At 64.1% G+C, this 21,057-nt stretch carries 21 protein-coding genes; 12 read left to right on the top strand and 9 right to left on the bottom strand.

Translation table 11 applies throughout. The annotated features are described in order from the left end of the window. Window positions 1-193: 193 nt before the first annotated feature. Together R1T44_RS03320 and R1T44_RS03315 are read left to right on the top strand one after the other, a co-directional pair. Window positions 194-1,030: a hypothetical protein gene (locus tag R1T44_RS03320; RefSeq protein ID WP_317292565.1), complete on the top strand. Its 837-nt coding sequence runs from the start codon at window positions 194-196 to the stop codon at window positions 1,028-1,030. A gap of 336 nt (window positions 1,031-1,366) precedes the next feature. Next, a complete protein-coding gene (locus R1T44_RS03315; protein WP_052384715.1) occupies window positions 1,367-1,720 on the top strand; it encodes a hypothetical protein in 354 nt (117 codons plus the stop codon). Between the two features lie 180 nt (window positions 1,721-1,900). Here the strand turns inward: R1T44_RS03315 and coq7 are convergent, their stop codons facing one another. Next, the gene (gene coq7 / locus R1T44_RS03310) at window positions 1,901-2,566 is read right to left on the bottom strand and encodes a 2-polyprenyl-3-methyl-6-methoxy-1,4-benzoquinone monooxygenase (RefSeq protein ID WP_205700843.1); all 666 of its coding nucleotides are present in this window, start codon (window positions 2,564-2,566) and stop codon (window positions 1,901-1,903) included. A 242-nt stretch (window positions 2,567-2,808) separates the two neighbouring features. Further along, window positions 2,809-3,150, bottom strand: coding sequence for a histidine triad nucleotide-binding protein (locus tag R1T44_RS03305; RefSeq protein WP_043334727.1), 342 nt, complete (start codon window positions 3,148-3,150; stop codon window positions 2,809-2,811). Window positions 3,151-3,371: 221 nt separating this feature from the next. Between R1T44_RS03305 and R1T44_RS03300 the strand changes: the two genes are divergently transcribed. Further along, window positions 3,372-4,202: an RIO1 family regulatory kinase/ATPase domain-containing protein gene (locus tag R1T44_RS03300; protein ID WP_317292564.1), complete on the top strand. Its 831-nt coding sequence runs from the start codon at window positions 3,372-3,374 to the stop codon at window positions 4,200-4,202. Window positions 4,203-4,236: 34 nt separating this feature from the next. On the opposite strand, the gene R1T44_RS03295 is transcribed toward R1T44_RS03300, so the two are convergent. The 4 genes from R1T44_RS03295 to phaR all read right to left on the bottom strand — a co-directional run bounded on the left by R1T44_RS03295 (window position 4,237) and on the right by phaR (window position 7,800). After that, a complete protein-coding gene (locus tag R1T44_RS03295; RefSeq protein ID WP_317292563.1) occupies window positions 4,237-5,109 on the bottom strand; it encodes a phosphoribulokinase in 873 nt (290 codons plus the stop codon). Next, window positions 5,109-5,564 carry an acyl-CoA thioesterase gene (locus R1T44_RS03290; RefSeq protein WP_052384717.1) on the bottom strand — a complete coding sequence of 152 codons (456 nt, stop codon included), beginning with the start codon at window positions 5,562-5,564 and terminating at the stop codon, window positions 5,109-5,111. Before R1T44_RS03290 ends, R1T44_RS03295 begins: the two co-directional genes overlap by 1 nt. Window positions 5,565-5,823: 259 nt before the next feature. Next, entirely contained in the window at window positions 5,824-7,116 is a 1,293-nt protein-coding gene (gene purD, locus R1T44_RS03285; protein WP_043334731.1) for a phosphoribosylamine--glycine ligase, read from the bottom strand. 165 nt (window positions 7,117-7,281) lie between these two features. After that, the gene (gene phaR / locus R1T44_RS03280) at window positions 7,282-7,800 is read right to left on the bottom strand and encodes a polyhydroxyalkanoate synthesis repressor PhaR (protein ID WP_279835260.1); all 519 of its coding nucleotides are present in this window, start codon (window positions 7,798-7,800) and stop codon (window positions 7,282-7,284) included. 197 nt (window positions 7,801-7,997) lie between these two features. On the opposite strand from phaR, the gene R1T44_RS03275 reads away from it, so the two are divergent. After that, window positions 7,998-8,723, top strand: coding sequence for a 16S rRNA (uracil(1498)-N(3))-methyltransferase (locus R1T44_RS03275; RefSeq protein WP_317292562.1), 726 nt, complete (start codon window positions 7,998-8,000; stop codon window positions 8,721-8,723). A gap of 109 nt (window positions 8,724-8,832) precedes the next feature. On the opposite strand, the gene R1T44_RS03270 is transcribed toward R1T44_RS03275, so the two are convergent. Next, window positions 8,833-10,521 (bottom strand): deoxyribodipyrimidine photo-lyase, encoded by a 1,689-nt coding sequence (locus tag R1T44_RS03270; protein WP_317292561.1) that lies wholly within the window; start codon window positions 10,519-10,521, stop codon window positions 8,833-8,835. Between the two features lie 714 nt (window positions 10,522-11,235). Here R1T44_RS03270 and R1T44_RS03265 point away from each other — a divergent pair. From R1T44_RS03265 to R1T44_RS03240, 6 genes are read left to right on the top strand one after another with little or no spacing between them, the layout of a single operon-like run. Next, a complete protein-coding gene (locus R1T44_RS03265; RefSeq protein ID WP_054555277.1) occupies window positions 11,236-14,028 on the top strand; it encodes a monovalent cation/H+ antiporter subunit A in 2,793 nt (930 codons plus the stop codon). After that, on the top strand, window positions 14,028-14,384 hold the full coding sequence (locus tag R1T44_RS03260; RefSeq protein WP_043334740.1) for a Na+/H+ antiporter subunit C: 357 nt from the start codon (window positions 14,028-14,030) through the stop codon (window positions 14,382-14,384). The genes R1T44_RS03265 and R1T44_RS03260 overlap by 1 nt, the downstream gene beginning before the upstream one ends. Beyond that, complete coding sequence (locus R1T44_RS03255) at window positions 14,384-15,925, top strand: monovalent cation/H+ antiporter subunit D (RefSeq protein WP_317292560.1); 1,542 nt, start codon at window positions 14,384-14,386, stop codon at window positions 15,923-15,925. Before R1T44_RS03260 ends, R1T44_RS03255 begins: the two co-directional genes overlap by 1 nt. Next, on the top strand, window positions 15,922-16,422 hold the full coding sequence (locus R1T44_RS03250; protein ID WP_043334742.1) for a Na+/H+ antiporter subunit E: 501 nt from the start codon (window positions 15,922-15,924) through the stop codon (window positions 16,420-16,422). Before R1T44_RS03255 ends, R1T44_RS03250 begins: the two co-directional genes overlap by 4 nt. Beyond that, window positions 16,416-16,685 carry a K+/H+ antiporter subunit F gene (locus R1T44_RS03245; protein ID WP_043334744.1) on the top strand — a complete coding sequence of 90 codons (270 nt, stop codon included), beginning with the start codon at window positions 16,416-16,418 and terminating at the stop codon, window positions 16,683-16,685. Before R1T44_RS03250 ends, R1T44_RS03245 begins: the two co-directional genes overlap by 7 nt. Before the next feature lie 18 nt (window positions 16,686-16,703). Beyond that, entirely contained in the window at window positions 16,704-17,105 is a 402-nt protein-coding gene (locus R1T44_RS03240; RefSeq protein WP_213113710.1) for a Na+/H+ antiporter subunit G, read from the top strand. Window positions 17,106-17,292: 187 nt separating this feature from the next. Here the strand turns inward: R1T44_RS03240 and hemH are convergent, their stop codons facing one another. Then, entirely contained in the window at window positions 17,293-18,282 is a 990-nt protein-coding gene (gene hemH, locus R1T44_RS03235) for a ferrochelatase (protein ID WP_054555275.1), read from the bottom strand. Window positions 18,283-18,477: 195 nt separating this feature from the next. Between hemH and R1T44_RS03230 the strand changes: the two genes are divergently transcribed. Further along, the gene (locus R1T44_RS03230) at window positions 18,478-20,154 is read left to right on the top strand and encodes a cryptochrome/photolyase family protein (protein ID WP_317292559.1); all 1,677 of its coding nucleotides are present in this window, start codon (window positions 18,478-18,480) and stop codon (window positions 20,152-20,154) included. Further along, window positions 20,151-20,537, top strand: a complete 387-nt coding sequence (locus tag R1T44_RS03225) for a thiol-disulfide oxidoreductase DCC family protein (RefSeq protein ID WP_213113709.1) — start codon at window positions 20,151-20,153, stop codon at window positions 20,535-20,537. Before R1T44_RS03230 ends, R1T44_RS03225 begins: the two co-directional genes overlap by 4 nt. Window positions 20,538-20,553: 16 nt before the next feature. Here R1T44_RS03225 and R1T44_RS03220 read toward each other — a convergent pair whose 3' ends face one another. After that, complete coding sequence (locus tag R1T44_RS03220; protein ID WP_249330419.1) at window positions 20,554-20,910, bottom strand: DUF6482 family protein; 357 nt, start codon at window positions 20,908-20,910, stop codon at window positions 20,554-20,556. Window positions 20,911-21,057 lie beyond the last annotated feature (147 nt).

Below are 21,057 nucleotides of genomic sequence, written 5' to 3'. Positions count from 1 at the left end.
CTCAATCTAGCAACGGAATGTGCAATCAAACCTGCGTTGGAACAACGCGGACCAACTCGAGAGCAACCACTGACCCTGTGACGCAGAGACTGACAGGAGGCAATGAACCTCAGATGAATTCACGTCTCAGCGTCGCGCAAGGTCGCCTGGCCCACAGTGAGCGCCATGCCCAGCCATCCTTGAGGAGGGTGTCATGTCCCCATCAGCCGCGTCCCGTATTGCTCCCGCTCGTGAATCAGACTCCGCATCCCGGCAGCCGCCATCCTCGGCCGCAGGTGTCGCCCCGTCGCGCTTCTGGCTCGCCAGCCGCGCAGTCCAGCACTGGCGACACGGCCTGGGCGTCAGCGCACTCGGCCTGATGCTGGGTTCGGCTCCCGCCTATGCCAATGGCATCGAGGACCTGCCGGTGCGCCATCAGCTGTCGGCGGCAGAACTCTCGACCGCAGGGCTCTCTGCAAATGGGCCCTCGACCAGCGAGCACTCAGATGACGGCAAGGCGCACGCCACGCCCGGAAATGATACGGAGGATAGCGCGCTGGACACGGCCGCCACCCGCACAGCCGGTAAGCCTGCGACAGATAACTCTGAGGCCTCGACTACTCAAGGGCTCGCGCCAGAGCTGCTCACGCAGATGATGATCCACGCCAGTCGCAAGGGCATGATGGAATTCAGTACGATGGATATCCGCGACGATCATGTTCAGTTCACGGGCTGGGGGCATAATGGGTGGCAGATGGAACTGGCCATCAATCTCGCCGATGGAGAATTCATCAGCGAAGCGTTGCGCCAGAGTGATTCCGCGCCCGGCGACAAGGCCATCGATGGCGACAGCATGCGCCAGACCTTGAATTTTGCCGCTGTCGACGGCATCAAGAGTGTACAGAGCGTCGAAGTCGCTGCGCACGCCATCCAGATTCACGGGCGCGATGCGCAAGGCAGGCCGCAACGGATGACATTGAACATGCCGCTGCCGGGCAATGCATTCAACCTCGCCGCCAGCGTGTCCATGAATCCGGATTACCGGCCGTGAACTGATCGACCCGCTTGACCAGCCACCGTGCCTTGAAGTGGTTCAGGGACTGAACCTGACATCCAGCGCTGGATCAACGCCGAAGCCGCTTGACGGCAACGATGCCAACTTCGATGCTGAACGAGTCAACCGGCCGCCCGATGCCATCAAGCGCCTCATGCAAAAGTGCGTCGCATCGAGCCCCACTTACCCATCCCCCGGCCCAGAGCACGAATGCCCGTTGCGCCGGGAGGGCAATACCCCTGTTTCCTGACCCGATATCCCCGACCACCCACTTTCACCTATCGGGTCATCCTCGCCCGGCCTGACGGCCCGGCTCTATCGTGGAGAAGACACATGCAAGGCCAACAGCACAACACTCTGTGGAACCAGGCTCGCCAATGGCAGGCCAATGCAGGCAACCAACGCCCCTCCAATGGCCTGTCCGGCCTCAAGCTGGTCGCCGCCTGGCTGATCGGTGGCGTGGTCATGATCTTCAGCCTGTTCGCGGCGCTGGTGATGATGGTACTCGGCATCATCATGCTGCCCTTCATCCGCCGTCGCATGAAAAAGCGCATGAGCGAGATGCAGCAGCGCATGCAGGAGGCCCAGGACAAGGCCAGTGGCCGCCAGAACTACTCGCGTGATGCCACGCGTGAAGACGGCAGCAGCACCGAGACGCTGGACGGTGAGTATCAGGTCAAGGAATAAGCCCTGACGCCAGAGACCGCTGAGCGTCTCACATTGGCCGACTCGCACTGGCCGATTCGCAATGATCGTCTCGTATTGATCATCACGACGTTCGCCAAAAACGCAAAAGGCCGCCCCATGGGGCGGCCTTTTGCGTTGCAGCGCCCTGAAGCTGCCAAGGCAGGCTCAGGCACCTGACCATCACACCCGATAGACGCTGGCCGTCATCACCTTGGACATCAGGCGCATGGCGCTCTTCAGCGGCCCCGGGAAGCGATGACCACCGGCTTCCAGCGCCCACTGCTCATGATGGGCTTCGTCGATTTCCATCTGGCGCAACACGGCACGTGAGCGCTGATCGCCCTCGGGCAGCGTCTGCTGGTGCTTCGACAGGTGCTCGCCGACCAGCTCTTCAGTCGCGGCCACGAACCCGAGGCTGACCTTGTCATTGATGGCGCCCGCTGCTGCCCCGAGCGCGAAGCTCGTCATGTAGAACAACGGATTGAGCAGGCTGGTATTGGCATCCAGCTCGACGAGTCGTGCATCGCACCAGGCCAGGTGGTCGATCTCTTCCTGGGCGGCCAGCTCCATCTGCGTGCGCGTTTCGGGCAGACGCGCCGTGAACCCCTGACCCTGATAGAGCGCCTGGGCACACACCTCACCGGTGTGATTGATGCGCATCAGGCCAGCGGCGTGCTGACGCTCTTCATCGCTGATCGCTTCGTCATGGATGTCGCCCGCCGGAGAGGGACGCGACGGCTGGGCGGCATGCGGCACCAGGGTACGCAGTACGGTGTCGAACTGATGGATCAACTGATCGGCGCGGCTGTGATGACGTTGCGCCGAAATGGCATCGGAATGCGGCATGGGAAGACTCCTGCACGGCGTGAGCAATGAGGCCATCTTACGCAAGCCAGCCCGCGACGGTAAGGGGCAGAGTGTCGCCGGGCGAGGCCTGACCGGCTCCCTTGCGCCGTGGCTTCCCCAATGAAAAACCGGCAATGCCGTTTTCACGACATTGCCGGTATGCGCCTGTGTGCCGCGCGCTTGTTATCGCTAGCCGCTACCTGCCCGCGAACCGCCGGTACAGGCGCCTGCTCTATGCCGGCTCAGCCAGCCGGCCATGTGAAGCGGCGACCACCCATCAGGTGCATATGAATATGATAGACCGTCTGGCCGCCATCTTCATTGCAGTTCATCACCACGCGATAACCGCCCTCGGCAAAACCGTAGTCCTTCGCCAGTCTGGCGGCGGTGTACTGCAGGCGCCCTACCGTAGCCAGCTGATGCTCCTCGATATCGTTGAGCGTGGCGATGTGCTGCTTGGGGATGATCAACACATGGGTCGGCGCCTGCGGATTGATGTCATTGAAGGCCAGCACCTCATCATCCTCATAGACGATATCGGCGGGAATCTCGCGGTTGATGATCTTGCAGAACAGACAGTCCATGACACCTTCTCCCTTGAAGTGGGGCTGCCCACGGCAGCGTGGCCTGCCAGCGTAGCGCCAGCCGGGCAACAGGCCAAGGGCAGACGCAGGAAAAAGCGGACCGGCTGGCGGACAGGGCAATGTCGCCTTTAGGGAAACAGACTGATTCACCGCTGCCAGTGGGCGAATGAGGAAAACAGTAGGATAATCATTGTTACCCCGCTAACGAGAAGCCATCCGTCATGCCCGTGTTCACTCGCCAAGATTCCTCCCTGCGCAAGGCCAACCACGAACTGGAGGCCGGCCTTGGCGCTCACGGCGAGACACGAACGGCCACTGTCGGCGCCCCCGCCGTTGATCGCGCTGAGCCCACGCGCGCCGAGAAGGCACGGGCGGCACTGCGTGCCGCGCCCAGGGTCACGCGTGCTGACGGCGAGCAGGCCCCGGGCGAGTTCCTGCAGCGTGCCAAGGGCTTTCTCAAGGCCGAGGTCTATATCACGCACCTCAATGGCCAGCCGGTGGTCTGCAAGGATTACCGCCGCTATGCCGGCACGCCGGCGGCATTGGTGGCACGCTGGTTGGTACGCCATGAGCTGAAGATGCTCGAGCGTCTGGGCAACTGGACACACGCTCCCCGCGTCGTGGCGCGCCTGTCACCGCTGTCGCTGGCGATGGAGTACATCCCCGGGCCGTTGCTGAGTGATGCCGCCCTGGATGACGTGACGGATGCCCGCCTCAGTCAGCAGCTGATTCTCGTCGTACAGCAACTCCATCAGCGTCAGATGGCCCACAACGACATCCGTGGCTCCAACGTCGTGCTGCGCGATGGCGTGCCGGTCCTGATCGACTTCACCTCTGCCGTCCGCCTGCCACGCCTGCCGGGCACGGCCACTCTCGCGCGCATGATGCGCCGCTTCGACCTGCGTCACTCGCTGAAGCTCAAGCAACGCACTCTCGGCCTGCCGCTGAGCACCCGCGAGGCACGCCTGCTGATCCGCAGTGGCCGCCTGAATCGCACCCTGCGCGTCTGGAAGAAAGGCATCCTGCCACGCCTCAAGGGCCGCAAGCACTGAGCCAGTCCGAGCCCAGCCCCCTTCGTGTCTGTGGCTAGCGAAACCGCCGCTGCGCCAGCAGGCTCTTGACCAGCGGCGTGATGATCAGCTCGATGGCCAGTGCCATCAGCGCGCCGGGCACCACCAGCGTATGCGGACGCGACATGAACGAGCCCTGGATCATCGCGAGCAGAAACGGGAAGTTGACACTGCCGGGGTCGCGGAAGTGGATCACGACCATCGACTCGGCGTCCGTCGGGATATCCTGCGGCTCGAAGGGGTTGGAGGTATCCACCGTCGGTACGCGCTGGAAGTTGATGTGCGTGCGTGAGAATTGCGGCTGGATATAGCGCACGTAGTCATCCATGCGGCTCAGGATGGTGTCCACCACCGCTTCCTGGGAGTGCCCGCGCAGCTTGGTGTCCCGATCGATCTTCTGGATCCACTCCAGATTCATGGTCGGTGCCACCCCGATCAGCAGATCGACATGACGCGCGATGTCATGCTCCGGCGTCACCAGCCCGCCATGCAGCCCCTCGTAGAACAGCAGGTCCGTACAATCCGGCAGCGACTGCCATTCGGTGAAGGTGCCGACCTTGTAGCCGGCCTCGATCATGCGCTTGTCTTCGGCATGGATGTAATGACGATGCGTGCCGGAGCCCTGCTCGCCATATTCGACGAACAGCGCTTCCAGACGATCCAGCTGGTTGGCCTCGACCGCGAAGTGAGACAGCTCGCGCTTGCGCTCCGGCGCCTCCTGAAACATGCGCACCAGCTCGTCACGGGTATAACGGTGAAAGGCATCCCCATCCACGTAGGCGGCATGAATCGCCTCACGCGAGAACATGCGCTCGAAGGTGCGCATGACGGTGGTGGTGCCCGCACCGGAAGACCCCGTCACGGCGATGATCGGATATTCCCGCGACATCAGTTGGCTACCCGGGACGACATGGCTGAGACGGCCTGCTCGATGGCGGCACTGGCGCGCGCGCTCGGCTCCGCCAGCCCCTGCTCGCCAGCGAACACCAGCCCGACGCGTAGCGTCGCCAGTACCGCGTCATCGCTGACACGCAGCAGGCGGTGATGGACACCAAGCCCCTTGCCGGACACGCTGTCGATGGCCGTTTCCACCACGAGGGCATCGCCCAGCCGGCCCTCGCCCTGATACTGCACGGCGAGATCCGCGACGATGCTCATCAGCCCATCGATGTTCCATTCGGGGAAGCCCAGCGCCTGCCAGGCCTGGCCCCGCGCCTCGTGTGCCAGGCTGACTACGCTGTCGTGGCCCAGGTGCTGGCCATAGTTGATGTCGCTGACCCGAATCGTCATCGGGTGGCGATGTACCAGGCGGGAAACCGGAAATTCAAGCCGGATACGGTCCATGCAGACTCCTTGTCGGCGAGACAGGAAAAGGGTTCAGGGCGGACGGCGACGCCATCTTTCGTCGCCGGTCAGCCTCAAGAAGGAATATAGGATGACTAGGGTTATCGCATGCCCGACACCGACATGACCAGACCCCGACACGATGGTCGTAGGCGCTCAGGGCATCGAGAGACGCCCCAACGACAAGACCCGGCCTGAGGCCGGGTCTTGTCGTGAAGCAGGCATGTCGCGGGGTGATGGCCCGTGCGACTCAGCGCTTTCAGCTATCGCCGCGCTCGCGAGCGATGGCGCGCCAGGCGATGTCGCGACGCACCAGCATGTCCTGCCAGCTGATGGCATCGACGCCTTCATAGGCACGCTCGGTGGCCGCCGCGACGCTGTCGCCCAGTGCGGTGACGCACAGCACGCGACCACCGCTGGTGACTACCTGGCCGTCCTGTTCGGCGGTGCCGGCATGGAAGACCTTGCAGCCGGTCGCTTCGGCAGCGTCGAAGCCGCTGATGACATCGCCCTTGCGGTAGCTGGCCGGGTAGCCGCCAGCTGCCAGCACCACGCCGACCGCCGCGCGGGAATCCCACTCGCAGGTCTGGGTGTCGAGACGCCCGTCTTCGGCGGCCAGACACAGTGCGACCAGATCAGACTTCAGCCGCACCATGATCGGCTGGGTTTCCGGGTCACCGAAGCGGCAGTTGTACTCGATGATCTTCGGCGCGCCCTGGGCATCGATCATCAGGCCGGCATACAGGAAGCCGGTGTAAGGATGGCCTTCGGCCGCCATGCCACGCACGGTGGGCAGGATGATCTCGTCCATCACGCGCTGGTGAACGTCAGCCGTCACCACCGGCGCCGGAGAGTAGGCCCCCATGCCGCCGGTGTTGGGGCCGGTATCGCCTTCGCCGACGCGCTTGTGATCCTGACTGGTGGCCATCGGCAGCACGTTCTCGCCGTCGACCATCACGATGAAGCTGGCTTCCTCGCCGTCGAGGAATTCCTCGATCACCACGCGTGCGCCGGCATCGCCGAAGGCGTTGTCCTCGAGCATGTCACGCACGGCGGCGCGGGCTTCCTCGTCGCTCATCGCGACCACGACACCCTTGCCTGCCGCCAGGCCATCGGCCTTGATGACGATGGGCGCCGGATGGGCCGCCAGGTACTCAAGCGCCGCATCGACCTCCGCGAAGGTCGCGTAGTCGCCGGTCGGGATGGCATGACGCGCCAGGAAGTCCTTGGTGAAGGCCTTGGAACCTTCCAGCTGGGCGGCACCGGCCGTCGGGCCGAAGCACTTGAGTCCCGCCTCGCGGAAGCGATCGACCACGCCGATCACCAGCGGTGCTTCCGGGCCGACGATGGTCAACTCGATGGCGTTGTCACGCGCGAAGGCGACCAGCGCATCGAGATCGTCAGCGGCAATCGCCAGATTGGTCAGCTTGGACTCGCGCGCCGTACCCGCATTGCCGGGCGCCACGAAGACCTCCTCGACACGGGATGACTGGGCGGCCTTCCAGGCCAGCGCATGTTCGCGGCCACCGCCGCCGATGATCAGGACCTTCATCTTTTCAACCTTCATGAGCCAGTGAGGATCAGGGCTACCCGCATGGCGCGAGCTACCGAGGAAATATCAGGCTGCGCATTATGGCAGAAAGGCGCCCTGCTCGGGGCGCCCCTTTTCACATCACGATGAATTTATGTGAAAGCTGGATCTGACACGGCGTCACACTCAGCGTCGCTCATCGTCCGGCGGCGTGTCCGACTCATCAGGCGCCGCATCCGCATCGCTCGGCTGTGAGCGTGAGGCGCTCTTGCCAGCACCCATGCCAGCGCCCATGGCCTGCTGCCAGAAGCGCAGGTTCTCTTCGGCGACCTCGCGCATCATTTCCATCGGCGAGTGACGCATGGCCTGGGACCACTGCTCCTGCATGCGCTGCTGCTGCTCCATCATCAGCCGCGTGCCCTGCTCCAGATAACCGGCCAGCGGCAGCGGCTTGGCCATCGCGTAGATGCGGATGAACTGCTCCAGCAGCTCGTTGGAGAAGACCTCGGCCTCGCCCTCGCCCTGCTCCTGCTCGATGATGATGGTCAGCAGGATGGTGCGCGTGAGGTCCTCACCGCTCTTGGCGTCCTCGACCTTGAAGACCTCTTCCGCCAGCACCAGGCTGCGCAGGTCTTCCAGGGTCACGTAGCGGCTCTGCTCGGTGTCGTATAGGCGCCGATTGGCATATTTGCGGATCACTCGCACGTGTCAGGCTCCTGTCGATTTTTCTTCATTGTGCACTCAAGGGGGGGGACTGCAAGAAAAGGCGTCTCCACGCGTCAGCCATTGACGCCATGCCAACGCTGTCCCCGTCGGGTCAGCATGCACGACATGCTAGAATAACGCCCGCTTGCCGCTGTCTGTAAGCGATGCATCCCGCCCTCCACTGCCCCGGTATTGCCATGAATCTGATTTTGCTCGGCGCTGACGACCTGACCGCTCAGGACCATGCACGTGTCACGGACCCACGCCGCCTGCGCCATCTGCGTGAGGTGCATCGTGCCAGCGTCGGCGACGAGATGACGCTGGGGGTGGAGGGTGGCCTGATCGGCCGTGGCCGCCTGGAGCGACTGGAGGCGGACAGCGCCGAATTCAGCCTGACGCTGGACCGTCAGCCGCCGGCGCCACTCGACGTGCATCTGCTGCTGGCGCTGCCGCGCCCGCGCATGCTGGCACGCTCGCTGGAACACGTCACGGCATTGGGTGTGAAGCACATCACCCTGCTGCATACGCGGCGGGTCGAGAAGAGCTATTGGCAGTCGCCGGAACTGAAGGAAGACAAGATTCGCCAGCATCTGGTGCTGGGACTGGAGCAGGCGCGTGACACCATCATGCCGACGGTGACCCACGAGAAACTGTTCAAACCCTTCGTGGAAGACCGCCTGCCGGCACTGATGACACCAGCATCAGGCACGCCTCTGCGCGGCATCATCGCCCATCCTGGCATGCCGGATGAATGCCCACGCGCCGTCCGCGAGCCGGTGATGCTGGCCATCGGTCCGGAAGGCGGCTTCGTGGACTATGAGGTCGAGAAATTCATGGCGACAGGCTTTGAAGGGGTGCATCTGGGCGAGCGCATCCTGCGCGTCGAGACGGCCGTCACGGCGCTACTGGCGCGCCTGGGCTGAAGAGCGTCAGGTCATACAAGAGCAGGTTATAAAAGCAGCAGGTTGAAGTGGAGGTGCCACCAGGGCCTGGATCTTCTCGGACGACTCGCGTGATATCGACACCGTCTGATCACACATCGAAGCCCGCCAGATGCCGCCATTCGCCCCAGTGGATGGCGGCGTCGTAATCGAGCAGGCAACGCTCGAACCAGCGCGCGCCCAACCGCCAGTCGCCGCCGCCCTCCAGCCAGGCACCGGCCAGATACTTGCGCTCGGACCACGGCAACCAGCCTTCACGTACCAGCACCTGCATGGCCTTGTCGGCCCGGGCATCGCCGGTTCGCCCTTCGCTCCAGCGCGCAAAGGCGGCGTCATTTGCGGCGTCTTCCCGCAACGCGGCGCCATACCAGGCCGCGCGAGCCTCCTCATCCTTGTCACGCAGCATGCGCTGCCAGCACTCGCGCTGCAGCACGATGGTCAGCAGCTGCTGATTGATCGCCTCATCACCCGCCTCGCGGCGGCGGGCATCCAGTACCTGCAGAATGCGGCGCGGACTGATGCAACCCAGCGCCAGCCATGCTGCCAGTGGCCATGCATCCGCCGGGCGCGCCATCAGCTGCATAGCGTCCAGCGTCTTGCCCGCCTCCCGCTGAGGTGCCAGTCCCGTCGGCACATCGGTGCCTTCGCCATCGACAGAGTGCGATCGCTGATAGGACGCCCCTTCTATCGAGTCGTCATCGCCATTGCCGGCATCTCCCTTCGCCCAGGGCTTGCCCCACAGCAAGGTCGACAGGTATGCGCGGGCGGGTTCCTCGCCGCCCTGCAGCTCCGCAAGCCTGGCAGTCGCCGGCTGCCAGGCTTGCGCCGAGCCACAGATGGCATCCAGCGGCGGAAAGCCACGCGAGGCAGAATCGGGCCACGGCGGCAGGGAATAGGGCAGCCCCTGCAAGGGCGACTGCGCCTCGCACAGCGCGCGCCACTGCTCATCGTTCAGCCCTGTAGGCAAAGCCTCGCGCTGAGGGCGTGCCTGCAAGGTGCCGGGCGTCGGCGTCAACACAGCACAAGGCGGCAGCATCAGGTCGGCCACGCCAGCGTCATCGCCACCACTGGCGCGCAGCACCTGCGAGGCAAGCGCGGCGCAGGTCGCCAGGGCGTCGTGATCGCCTGATGCGCCTGTGTCAGCAGAGGCTGTGCCAGCAAAACCTGTGTCAGCAGAGGCTGTGTCGTGCAGAGTGAGATCACTGGAGGGAGCCGCACGCTCGTCTGCGACGCGGGACGCGGTACGCGCCACGCGCAGGCGAGCCGTCTCTTCGCGGGGGAATCTGCCCGGCAGCAGGCGATCAAGCAGCGGGCCATCCAGCAGCGGGCTGTCGAAGGCGATCTGGTCAGGGGGATGACAGTGGAGCCGGGTCGAGGCCGGCAGACGCCGTGAGAGCTGCTGCAGGGCGCGGCTGTCTTCCGGCGCGGCGGCGAGGCTGACTTCCAGGCACTGGACATCGTGCTGGGCGACCTGCGTCAGCACTTCCTCGACGGGGTCCCCGACACGTACCAGCAGGTCACTGCCGCGACGCAGCAGCATGCCACGCAGGTTCATCAGGCTCTGCCACAGCAGGCGCAGACGCGCTGGCCCCAGGCGTGGCAAGCCGTCGCTCGGCATCAGCCAGCGACGGTCGAAGACATACATCACCAGCATCTGATGCGGGCGACGTGACAGGGGCAGCGCGAACAGCGGGTTGTCTTCCAGCCGCAGGTCGTGACGCAACCACACCAGAGAGGTTTCCGGTGCGTTGCCCGAATTCATGCTGGCGACCTCGTGCATGATGACTCCGTGGAACGTATGGCGTGCAACATTTGTACAAGAAAATCGACATCTTGTACAACACTTCACACGGTACATGTCGCGTTCCGGCGGGTCGGGCATGCGCTGGCGAGGGGTGCAAGTGCGTGATACATTCGAGAGGTTAGGTCACGTTCCATCAATGTTTTCAACAAGATCGCGCAAGTGTCTCCACTCGAACACACACTTGTCATCCAGGGGCTTCAGGAGGAATACGGCCATGCTCGCAAGACATGACATGACCGCACCAACCCGGCATATTCGCCGTCTGCCCGTTGCGGGCAGCCGGGGACGCGCTGCGGACCTCATCCCATCCTGGATGCTGGCACCCCGTGCCGTGCGACTCCCCTTCCTGACGGATCCGCCCCTTGCGACGGTAACGTCATGCCCGGAGCGATTGACGCGCTGAACCCGCGCCAGATCCTCCGTGCAGCCTGAGCCAGCCACTGCCAACCCTTGCTGCCGCGTGACGCATGTCGTGTCTCGCATGGCCCATGAGAACGTCTTCCTGACAGAGTCTCGTGTGTCCGGCACTTCATCGCGGCAACCTGCAGTGCGCTCGCCTATTCTGTCGGCACCCAGTGGCCGAAACTCCGCCTCCCGATCTCGAAGCTGGCAGTCCGGCCCTGAGCCTGTGTCTGCGCTGCCCACGAATGACGGACTACGTACTACAACAACGACTGGAGCGAGTCTTCCATGACCCTGCTGTTGATCGTGCTATTGCCGTTACTCGGTGCCCTGGTGCCCTTGATGGCCAGAAATCTGCCCCGTGCACGCCTTGCCTGGCTGACCGCGGTGGCGCCTGCCATAGCACTCGGTATCGCCGTCTTCCACCTCGGAGACGTCTTCTCGGGCATGGTGCCCCAGTTCCATCTGCCCTGGATCGCGGAGCTGGGACTCAACCTGTCGCTGCGCTTCGATGGTCTGTCGGGGCTGTTCGTGCTGCTGATTCTCGGCATTGGCCTGCTGATCATTCTCTATTCCCGCTATTACCTGTCGGGCGAGGATTCGCTGGCACGCCTCTACAGCTTCCTGATGCTGTTCATGACCGCGATGCTCGGCATCGTGATGGCAGACAACCTGCTGCTGATGTGGGTGTTCTGGGAGCTGACCAGCCTGAGTTCCTTCCTGCTGATCGGTTACTGGTACCAGCTGAGCGAGGCGCGCAAGGGCGCCCGCATGGCCCTGACCGTCACCGGCGCCGGGGGCCTGGCACTGCTGGCCGGTATCCTGGTCATCGGGCATATCGTCGGCAGCTACCAGTTCGATGACGTGCTGGCCGCGGCGGACCAGATCCGCTCCCACGAGCTCTATCCGGTCGCGCTGGTGCTGGTGCTGCTGGGCGCCTTCACCAAGTCGGCCCAGTTCCCGTTCCAGTTCTGGCTGCCCCACGCGATGTCGGCGCCGACGCCGGTATCCGCCTTCCTGCACTCCGCCACCATGGTCAAGGCCGGTGTCTTCCTGCTGGCGCGCATGCACCCGGTGCTCGCGGGGACAGACCTGTGGTTCTACATCGTCAGCCTGACCGGCCTGGCCACCCTGCTGTATGGCGCCTGGTTCGCGCTGATGAAGCAGGACCTCAAGGGCGTGCTGGCCTTCTCGACCATCAGTCACCTGGGCCTGATCACGTTGCTGTTCGGCTTCAACAGCCAGATGGCCGCCGTCGCGGGCCTGCTGCATATCATCAATCACGCCACCTTCAAGGCCTCGCTGTTCATGGCCGCCGGCATCGTCGATCACGAGTGCGGCACGCGTGACATCCGCAAGCTCAACGGCCTGTATCGCTACATGCCGCATACCACGGTGCTGGCGATGGTCGCCTCGGCCTCGATGGCCGGTGTGCCGCTGCTCAACGGCTTCCTGTCCAAGGAGATGTTCTTCGCCGAGAGCCTCGATGCCCAGCTGCTGGGCGGCCTGTCGTGGCTGATTCCGGCACTGGCGACCCTCGGTGGCATCCTGTCGGTGGCCTACTCGCTGCGCTTCATCCATGACGTCTTCTTCAATGGCGAGCCGAAGGATCTGCCCAAGACCCCGCATGAGCCGCCGCGCTACATGAAGCTGCCCATCGAGGTGCTGGTGCTGATCTGTCTGCTGGTCGGTATCCTGCCGTCGCTGGTGATCAAGGACCTGCTGGTCAGTGCCTCCGCCAGCGTGCTGGCCGGGCCGGTACCGGACTTCAGCCTCGCCATCTGGCACGGCTTCAATCTGCCGCTGTTGATGAGCGGTATCGCGCTGGCGGGCGGCGTCGCCGTCTATGCCCTGCGCCACCATCTCTATTCCTTCCAGCGCCAGTTCCGCGCGCGCAACGCCCTGCTGGTGTTCGAGGCCAACGTGCAACGCCTCGTCAAGCTTTCCGAGCGCAGCATGGACAGCTTCGAGAATGGCTCGCTGCAGCGCTACATGCTGTGGCTGCTGCTGACCGCGCTGCTGTTCGTCGGCATCGGCCTGCTGGCCGTGCCGCAACTGGGTGGGGAGCTTGAGCAACAGCCCTTTGATGGCATGCTGCTGACCGGCGCCGTGATCACCGGCCTGGCCGGCCTCGGCACCGCGATCACCCACCGCAAGCGTCTGATCTCGCTGCTGATGCTGTCCGTGGTCGGCCTGATGACCTCGCTGGCCTTCGCGCGCTTCGCCGCACCGGACCTGGCACTGACCCAGCTGGCGGTCGAGGTGGTGACGATGATCCTGCTGATGCTGGCGCTGTTCTTCCTGCCCCAGCGCACGCCCAAGGAATCCAGCGCACGCCGCATCATGCGCGACGTGCTGCTGGCCAGTGCCTTCGGTGTGGTGGTGGCGAGCCTCAACTTCGCCATCCTGACCCGCCCGGTGGAGTCGATCTCCGACTTCTTCATGGCCAATGCGGTCTCCGGTGGCGGTGGCCATAACGTGGTCAACGTGATTCTGGTCGACTTCCGTGGCTTCGATACGCTGGGTGAGATCACCGTACTGGGCATCGCGGGTCTGGCGATCTTCAAGCTGCTCAACCGTCTGCGCCTGTTCATGCCGTCCAGTGACCTGGATGGACGTGGCTGGTCGCCGGATCGCCATCCGATGATCCTGGCCACCGTCTCCCAGACGCTGCTGCCGCTGGCTCTGCTGGTCTCGGTCTACATCTTCCTGCGTGGCCACAATGCGCCGGGCGGCGGCTTCATCGCCGGTCTGGTGACGGCAGTGGCCATCATCCTGCTCTACATCGCGCGTGGCGTGGACTGGACGCAGCGCTGGCTGCGCTTCCCCTATCAGCCCGTCGCGGCGGCCGGGGTGTTGATCGCCGGCCTGACCGGCGCCGGCAGCTGGGTGTTCGGCTATCCGTTCCTGACATCCTCCTTCGGCCACTTCACCCTGCCCGTCATCGGGGAAATCGAGCTGGCCACCGCGCTGCTGTTCGACCTCGGCGTCTACCTGACCGTGGTCGGCGCGACCCTGATGATTCTCGCCAATCTGGGCAAGCTGACGACTCCGCATCGCCCGACCAAGGAGAAGATGTGATGGAAGCCCTCTACGCCACTACCACCGGCCTGCTGGCCGCCTGCGGTGTCTACCTCACCCTGCGCGGCCGCACCTTCCCCGTCGTGGTCGGCCTGACGCTGCTGTCCTACGCCGTCAACCTGTTCCTGTTCTCCATGGGTGGCCTTGCGATGCACGGCAATCCAGCCGTGGTCGGTGCCGGCTCACCAGCAGCTGACCCGCTGCCCCAGGCGCTGGTGCTGACCGCCATCGTGATCGGCTTCGCCATGACGGCCTTCGTGGTCATTCTGGCGATGCGCGCGCGCGGCGACCTGGGCAGTGACCACGTCAACGGCAATCGCCTGGATGATTCGAAAGAGAAAGAGGACACCAAGTGATGCTGCAACACCTGATTGTCCTTCCGATTGTCCTGCCGCTGCTGGTGGGGGCGGGCCTGCTGCTGAGTCGTGCCACCTCACCGACCCTGCGCCGCACGGTCAGCCTGGTGGCCCAGGCATTGATGGTGGCCATCGCCATCGCGCTGGTGGTGCAGGCCGGTGATGGCACCATCCGCTACTACGCGCTGGGCGACTGGCAGCCGCCGTTCGGGATCGTGCTGGTGCTGGATCGCCTGTCGGCGACCATGGTGCTGCTCAGCTCGCTGCTGGGTCTGCTGGCCTGTCTGTACGCCACGGCGGGCATCGATGAGACCGGCTCCAACTTCCATGGCCTGTTCCTGCTGCAGCTGATGGGCATCAACGGCGCCTTCTTGACCGGCGATCTGTTCAACCTGTTCGTGTTCTTCGAGGTGCTGTTGATCGCCTCCTATGCCCTGCTGCTGCATGGCGGCAGCAAGGCACGCACGCTGTCGGCGCTGCACTATGTGGTGCTGAACCTGATGGGCTCGGCATTCTTCCTGATCGCGCTGGGTATCCTGTACGGCGTGACCGGCACCCTGAACATGGCCGACATGGCGGTCATCGTCACTACGCTGGACCCGGGCCGTGCCGGCCTGATGGAAGCCGGTGGCCTGCTGTTGCTGGTGGTGTTCGGCCTCAAGGCGGCGATGCTGCCACTGTACTTCTGGCTGCCACGCGCCTATGCCTCGGCCTCGGCGCCGGTGGCGGCACTCTTCGCGATCATGACCAAGGTCGGCATCTACTCCATCCTGCGCGTCTACTCGCTGATCTTCACCGACAACGCTGGCGCACTGGCGGACCTCGGTCGTGACTGGCTGTGGTGGGCGGGACTCGCCACCCTGGTGGTGGCGATGCTGGGTGTGCTCTCGGCGCGTGATCTGCGCACCCTGGTGGCCTATCTGGTGATGGTATCGGTGGGCACGCTGCTGACGGCGCTGGGCATGAACACGATCGAGGCAGACAGCGCGCTGCTGTTCTACCTGATCCACTCGACGCTGGTCACCGGCGGCCTCTTCCTGCTGGTCGACGTGGTCGCCGGTCAGCGCGGCAAGGCCGGGGCACGCATCGTGCGCTCGCGCCCGCTGCTGCAGGCAGGCCTGCTGGGCGGCCTCTTCCTGATCGGTACCGCCGCTGCCGCCGGGCTGCCGCCGTTCTCGGGCGCCATCGGCAAGGCGCTGATTCTCGCCTCGGCGACGCCGGAGCAGCAGATCTGGCTGTGGCCGCTGCTGCTGCTGGCCGGTCTATGCTCGCTGGTCGCCTGCTCACGCGCCGGTTCCAGCGTGTTCTGGCGCATCAGCAAGGCCGAGCCCAGCGGCGAGCGCATCGGCGTAGCCCGTGGCATCGCCACTGGCGGGCTGATCTCGGCCGCGCTGATGCTGGTCATCTTCGCGGGGCCGCTGGTGAACTGGACCAAGGCCACCGCCGAGCAGCTGTCCAACCCGGCCCCCTATCTTGAATCCTTGCTCGGCAAGGACGCGGCACCCGAAACCGCGCCGCCGCTGAAGGGAGATGTCTCATGATCAAGCCTCGTTCCCGTCTCTTGCCCACGCCGATGCTGTCGGTGCTGCTGCTGATCGTCTGGCTGATGCTGCAGAACAGCGTCGCGCCCGGTCAGATCCTGCTCGGGGCAGTACTGGCCATCGCGATTCCCATCCTGACCTACCGCTTCTGGGAGCCGCAGCCCGACCTCCAGAAGCCCTGGCGACTGATCAGCTACTTCCTGCGCGTGATCATGGACATCATCATCGCCAACCTGCAGGTGTCCTACCTGATCCTCAATCCGCGCGCCAAGTTCCGTCCGGCCTTCGTGCGCTACCCGCTGGAGCTTGAGGAGAAGTTCCCGATCACCCTGCTGTCGAGCACCATCACGCTGACGCCGGGCACGGTCTCGGCCTATCTGACGCTGGATGGCCGCCATCTGATCATCCACGCGCTGGATGTCGAGGATGAGCAGGAGTTGATCGACGAGATCCGCCAGCGCTACGAGCGTCCGCTCAAGGAGATCTTCGAATGCTAGACATCGCCCTGTGGATCAGCATCGCGCTGTTCGCCGCCTCGCTGGTGCTCAACGTCTTCCGGCTCGCCATCGGGCCGGACCTGCCGGACCGCATTCTGGCGGTGGACACCATGTACGTGAACTCCATCGCCCTGATCGTGCTGTTCGGCATCCAGCTCAACAGCAAGTCCTACTTCGAGGCGGCGCTGTTGATCGCCATGCTCGGTTTCGTCAGCACCGTGGCAGTCTGCAAGTACCTGCTGCGCGGCGACATCATCGAATGACCTGAGCGGAGACTCCCCATGCCCACCTGGTTCTATCCTGTCCTCGAAGGCGTGATCGCCTTCTTCCTGGTTGCCGGCGGCCTGTTTGCCTTCATCGGCTCTCTGGGACTGACGCACCTCAAGGACTTCTACATGCGCCTGCACGGCCCCAGCAAGACCACCACGCTGGGGGTCGGCTGCGTGCTGATGGCGTCGATGATCTATTTCCGCGCCACCACCGGCCACTTCAGCTTTCAGGAAATGCTGGTGTCCATCTTCCTGTTCATCACCGCCCCCGTGACCGCTCACCTGCTGTCCAAGGCGGCGCTGCACCAGAAGCTGGTGGCGGACAACCGCACACGCAACGTGCCGGAGCGACTCGAAGTCGCCGAGGAGCCGGACGAGGTCAACGCCGAGGCCAGCGAATCCCGCCTGCCGTGATCGTCACTCGGCTCTCATCAGGCAGGCCCTCATCAAGCGGGGCCAAGCCACGAGAGCGGATTCACGAGCGCTGATTCGCAGGAGCGGATTCACGAACAGCAGGCCAGCAACATGAAAACGCCCCACCAGTGATGACTGGTGGGGCGTTTTCATTTCGCGGGCAATGGCAGTATGACGGGCTTGCTCGTTACCAGCCCTGAGTATGCTGGCGACACAGCGCCTCGAGCAGATCGATATGGTCACTGCGGTCATTGAGCGCCGGGATGTAGCGGAAGTCGCCACCACCGGATTCGGTGAAGTAGCCCCGGTTCTCTTCCTCCAGCTCTTCCAGCGTCTCGAGACAGTCAGCCGCGAAGGCCGGCGAGATGACATCGACGCTTTCCAGCCCTTCACCGCCCCACGCCTTCAGCGTTTCATCGGTGTACGGCTTGAGCCACTCGGCCTTGCCGAAGCGCGACTGATAGGTCATCGCCCACTCATCGTCACCAAGCCCCAGCGCCTCGGCCAGCAACTGGCTGGTGCGCTCGCATTGCGTCGGGTAGGGGTCACCTGCGGTGGCATAGCGCTTGGGAATGCCGTGATAGCTCATCAGCAGGCGCTTGCCGCGCCGGCCTTCCTTCTCCCAGTGCTCACGCACGCTGGTGGCCAGCGCCGCGATGTAATCCGGGTGGTCGTGATAGTCGCGCACGAAACGCAGCTCCGGCAGATGCGGGCACGGCTTGAGTGCACGCGCCAGGCGATCGAAGACCGCGGCGGTGGTCGTGCGCGAGAACTGCGGATAGAGCGGCAGGATCAGCATGCGGTCGGCACCGCGGCTGGCGAGCTTGCGCCCCACCTCTTCCATGGTCGGCTTGCCGTAGGTCATCGCCAGTTCGACGGGAATGTCCTCGCCCAGCGACTCGGCCAGACGTGCTTCCAGCGCGGCGCGCTGACGCTTGCCGATCGCCATCAGCGGTGAGCCGTCTTCCGTCCACACCGAGGCGTAGGCCTCGGCCACCTTCTTGGGACGCGTCGTCAACACCAGGCCATGCAGAATCGGCAGCCAGAGCAGACGCGGCAGGTCTATCACGCGCACATCACCGAGAAACTCCGCGAGGTAACGGCGCACCGCCTTGGGGGTCGGGGCATCGGGGGTGCCGAGATTGACCAGCATGACGCCAAAACGCGGGGTACTCATGGATGATGGACTCCTGACTAGGGGCAAGAAGAGAGGTGAAGCGGCAGCGCAGCCACTTTCACCGCAGCGCAGCCACCTTCACCGACAGCGCAGCCATATTACCAGCTTGCCCTGTGCGTGAGGGATGAAGTTATACTATCATCACGATTTGTATAGCTTTAAGACAATTATTGTCACAACCCTCCCGGAGTCCTCGTGCCCGAACCCTCCACTCTGCAACTTGCCACTCGTCACGACTTCGCGCGGCCATTGGTGCTGATCCTCGGCGACCAGCTCAGCCATGACCTGGCAAGTCTCAAGCAGGCACCCGCCGACAGCGTGATCGCCTTCTGCGAGGCCGAGGAGGAAGGCCGCTACGTGCCGCACCACCCGCACAAGATCGCGATGATGCTGGCCGCGATGCGCCATCACGCCCAGGAACTCAGGGAGTGTGGCTGGCAGGTACATGAAAGCCGACTGGATGACCCGGACAACCTCCAGCGTCTGGCCAGCGAGGCAGAGCGTCTGGCCGCCCTGTATCAATGTGATGGCGTGCTGGTGACCCGCCCCGGCGAGTGGCGGCTGCTGGACGACTTTCTGGCGCGGCGCGAGGCCGGCAGCGTGCGTTGGGAAGTCCTCGAGGACACACGCTTCTTCACCACGCCGGCAGCCTTCGCCGGCTGGGCCGAGGGCCGCAAGCAACTGCGCATGGAATACTTCTATCGTGAGCAACGCCGTGACACCGACCTGCTGATGGAAGGCAGCGAACCCGCCGGCGGCAAGTTCAACCACGACCACGACAACCGCGAACCGATTCCAGACGACTTCCACGCCCCACCGCCGCCGGTGCATGCCCATCACGAGGATGCGACCACCCGCGAGGTGCTGGCGCTGGTCGCGGCGCGCTTCGGGGAGCAGGCCAGTGACGAGGAGCGCCACTTCGGCAGCCTCGAGAACTTCAACTGGGCCGTCACCCGCGCCCAGGCCCGCTCTGACCTTACGCATTTTCTCGATCATTGCCTGGCAGACTTCGGCCGCTATCAGGATGCCATCGAGGACAGCGATCCCTTCCTGTTCCATTCACGCCTGTCTGCCGCGCTCAATATGGGGCTCTTGAGCCCGCAGGAAGTCTGCAACGCCGTGGACGCCGCCTGGCGGCGTGGCGATGTACCGATCAACTCGGCGGAGGGGTTCATTCGTCAGATACTCGGCTGGCGCGAATATGTGCGCGGCATCTACTGGACGCGCATGCCCGGCTACAAGCGCGAGAACCGGCTGGAAGCCAGCCGCAACCTGCCGGAATTCTTCTGGACGGGGGACAGCGGCATGCGCTGTCTGGATCAGGCCATCGCCAGCACCCGCGAGCATGCCTACGCCCACCATATTCGTCGCCTGATGGTCACGGGCAACTTCGCGCTGCTGTGCGGCGTGAAGCCCGAGGCGCTATGCGACTGGTATCTGGCGGTCTATGTGGACGCCTGTGAGTGGGTCGAGCTGCCCAATACGCTGGGCATGGTGCTGCATGCCGATGGCGGCCTGATGGGCTCCAAGCCTTACTGTGCCTCGGGCAAATACATCGACCGCATGTCCAATCACTGCGCCAGGTGCCAGTACTCGCCGAAGAAGGTCACCGGCACGCATGCCTGCCCGTTCAAAAGCCTCTATTGGCACTTCATCGAGCGCCATCGCGAGGCATTGTCACGCAATCCGCGCATGTCACTGGTCTATGGCAGCTGGCGACGCATGAAGGACGACAAGCGCGAAGCCCTGCTGCAACAGGCCGACGCCTTTCTGGCTCGCCTCGACAGCGCCGCGGACTATGGCAGTGATGCCCATCGCGCCGGTTACTACGCCGCGCCCTCCAGTCTCACGACCGACAAGGAATCCTCATGAGTCGCATCTGGCAAGCCAGCGCACCGGTCACGCTCTATCACGATGGCAAGTGCCCCCTGTGCCAGCGCGAGGTCGCTTGGCTGGCCAGGCATCCCGGGCGGGAGCGGATCAGAACGGTGGATATCCGTGCATCAGATTTCTCGCCTCAGGCGCTGGGCTTGAGCTTCGAGACGATGATGGGACGCCTGCATGTGCAGGACGCACGCGGGGAGTGGTATGTCGGCATGGATGCCAGCCGAGCACTCTATGCGGTACTCGGCTATCGGCGTCTGGTGCGCCTGTCGCTGCTGCCGGGCCTACGCCCGCTGATGGACTTGAGTTACCGCTTCTTCGCCCGCCATCGCGAGCGCATTGGCCGCTGGGTGCCTCAAAAGCACACCTGAGCCAGGAGGCGCGGACTTAGAAGCTCAACGGGATACGCGAGCTCAAGGGTTGATGGTACTGCGGCGGGCGGCCGATCATCTCGTCGTTGGCGACCTGCGAGACCAGCCACGCCCGTGACATCCCGCCCCGCTTGAGCTCGCTGTAGACATCCTCCAGCGAGCGGAACAGCATCGGCTTGCCGCGCTTCATCAGCAGCTCACTGCGCTCCTCCTCTTCCTCGCCGGCGGCTTTCAGCACCAGCTGGACCTGATAGAAACGACTGGCGGCATGACTGATCACGCGTGCCTCCAGTGCAGGGTAATCGGCCATCAAGGATTGCAGATTGCTGGTAAAGATGGCGGACGGCGTGAAGATGCTGGCGGTTCTGGACATGTAAAGACTCCTGCGCATCCAGGGGACTGCGCATGGTAAGGCCGTAAGACGACGACGTGGTACAAGGATAGCCCGTGAAAACAGGGGCTGGGCGACTCAGACATCCCAGCAGCCCGACACTTCAGGATGAACTTCAAGGCTTCACGC

The sequence above is a fragment of the Cobetia amphilecti genome (genome assembly GCF_032923285.1).
In the GTDB taxonomy this organism is placed as follows: Bacteria; Pseudomonadota; Gammaproteobacteria; order Pseudomonadales; family Halomonadaceae; genus Cobetia; species Cobetia amphilecti.
This window is presented reverse-complemented; position numbering and strand designations above follow the sequence as displayed.

Coding starts and splice junctions, on each gene's coding strand:
- R1T44_RS03290 (WP_052384717.1), bottom strand. CDS start 5,564: ATGGACCGTATCCGGCTTGAATTTCCGGTTTCCCGCCTGGTACATCGC.
- R1T44_RS03275 (WP_317292562.1), top strand. CDS start 7,998: ATGAATCTGATTTTGCTCGGCGCTGACGACCTGACCGCTCAGGACCAT.
- R1T44_RS03240 (WP_213113710.1), top strand. CDS start 16,704: ATGCCCACCTGGTTCTATCCTGTCCTCGAAGGCGTGATCGCCTTCTTC.
- R1T44_RS03250 (WP_043334742.1), top strand. CDS start 15,922: ATGATCAAGCCTCGTTCCCGTCTCTTGCCCACGCCGATGCTGTCGGTG.
- R1T44_RS03245 (WP_043334744.1), top strand. CDS start 16,416: ATGCTAGACATCGCCCTGTGGATCAGCATCGCGCTGTTCGCCGCCTCG.
- R1T44_RS03320 (WP_317292565.1), top strand. CDS start 194: ATGTCCCCATCAGCCGCGTCCCGTATTGCTCCCGCTCGTGAATCAGAC.
- R1T44_RS03265 (WP_054555277.1), top strand. CDS start 11,236: ATGACCCTGCTGTTGATCGTGCTATTGCCGTTACTCGGTGCCCTGGTG.
- purD (WP_043334731.1), bottom strand. CDS start 7,116: ATGAAGGTCCTGATCATCGGCGGCGGTGGCCGCGAACATGCGCTGGCC.
- hemH (WP_054555275.1), bottom strand. CDS start 18,282: ATGAGTACCCCGCGTTTTGGCGTCATGCTGGTCAATCTCGGCACCCCC.
- R1T44_RS03300 (WP_317292564.1), top strand. CDS start 3,372: ATGCCCGTGTTCACTCGCCAAGATTCCTCCCTGCGCAAGGCCAACCAC.
- R1T44_RS03225 (WP_213113709.1), top strand. CDS start 20,151: ATGAGTCGCATCTGGCAAGCCAGCGCACCGGTCACGCTCTATCACGAT.
- R1T44_RS03295 (WP_317292563.1), bottom strand. CDS start 5,109: ATGTCGCGGGAATATCCGATCATCGCCGTGACGGGGTCTTCCGGTGCG.
- coq7 (WP_205700843.1), bottom strand. CDS start 2,566: ATGCCGCATTCCGATGCCATTTCGGCGCAACGTCATCACAGCCGCGCC.
- R1T44_RS03255 (WP_317292560.1), top strand. CDS start 14,384: ATGCTGCAACACCTGATTGTCCTTCCGATTGTCCTGCCGCTGCTGGTG.
- R1T44_RS03260 (WP_043334740.1), top strand. CDS start 14,028: ATGGAAGCCCTCTACGCCACTACCACCGGCCTGCTGGCCGCCTGCGGT.
- R1T44_RS03220 (WP_249330419.1), bottom strand. CDS start 20,910: ATGTCCAGAACCGCCAGCATCTTCACGCCGTCCGCCATCTTTACCAGC.
- R1T44_RS03270 (WP_317292561.1), bottom strand. CDS start 10,521: ATGCACGAGGTCGCCAGCATGAATTCGGGCAACGCACCGGAAACCTCT.
- R1T44_RS03305 (WP_043334727.1), bottom strand. CDS start 3,150: ATGGACTGTCTGTTCTGCAAGATCATCAACCGCGAGATTCCCGCCGAT.
- R1T44_RS03315 (WP_052384715.1), top strand. CDS start 1,367: ATGCAAGGCCAACAGCACAACACTCTGTGGAACCAGGCTCGCCAATGG.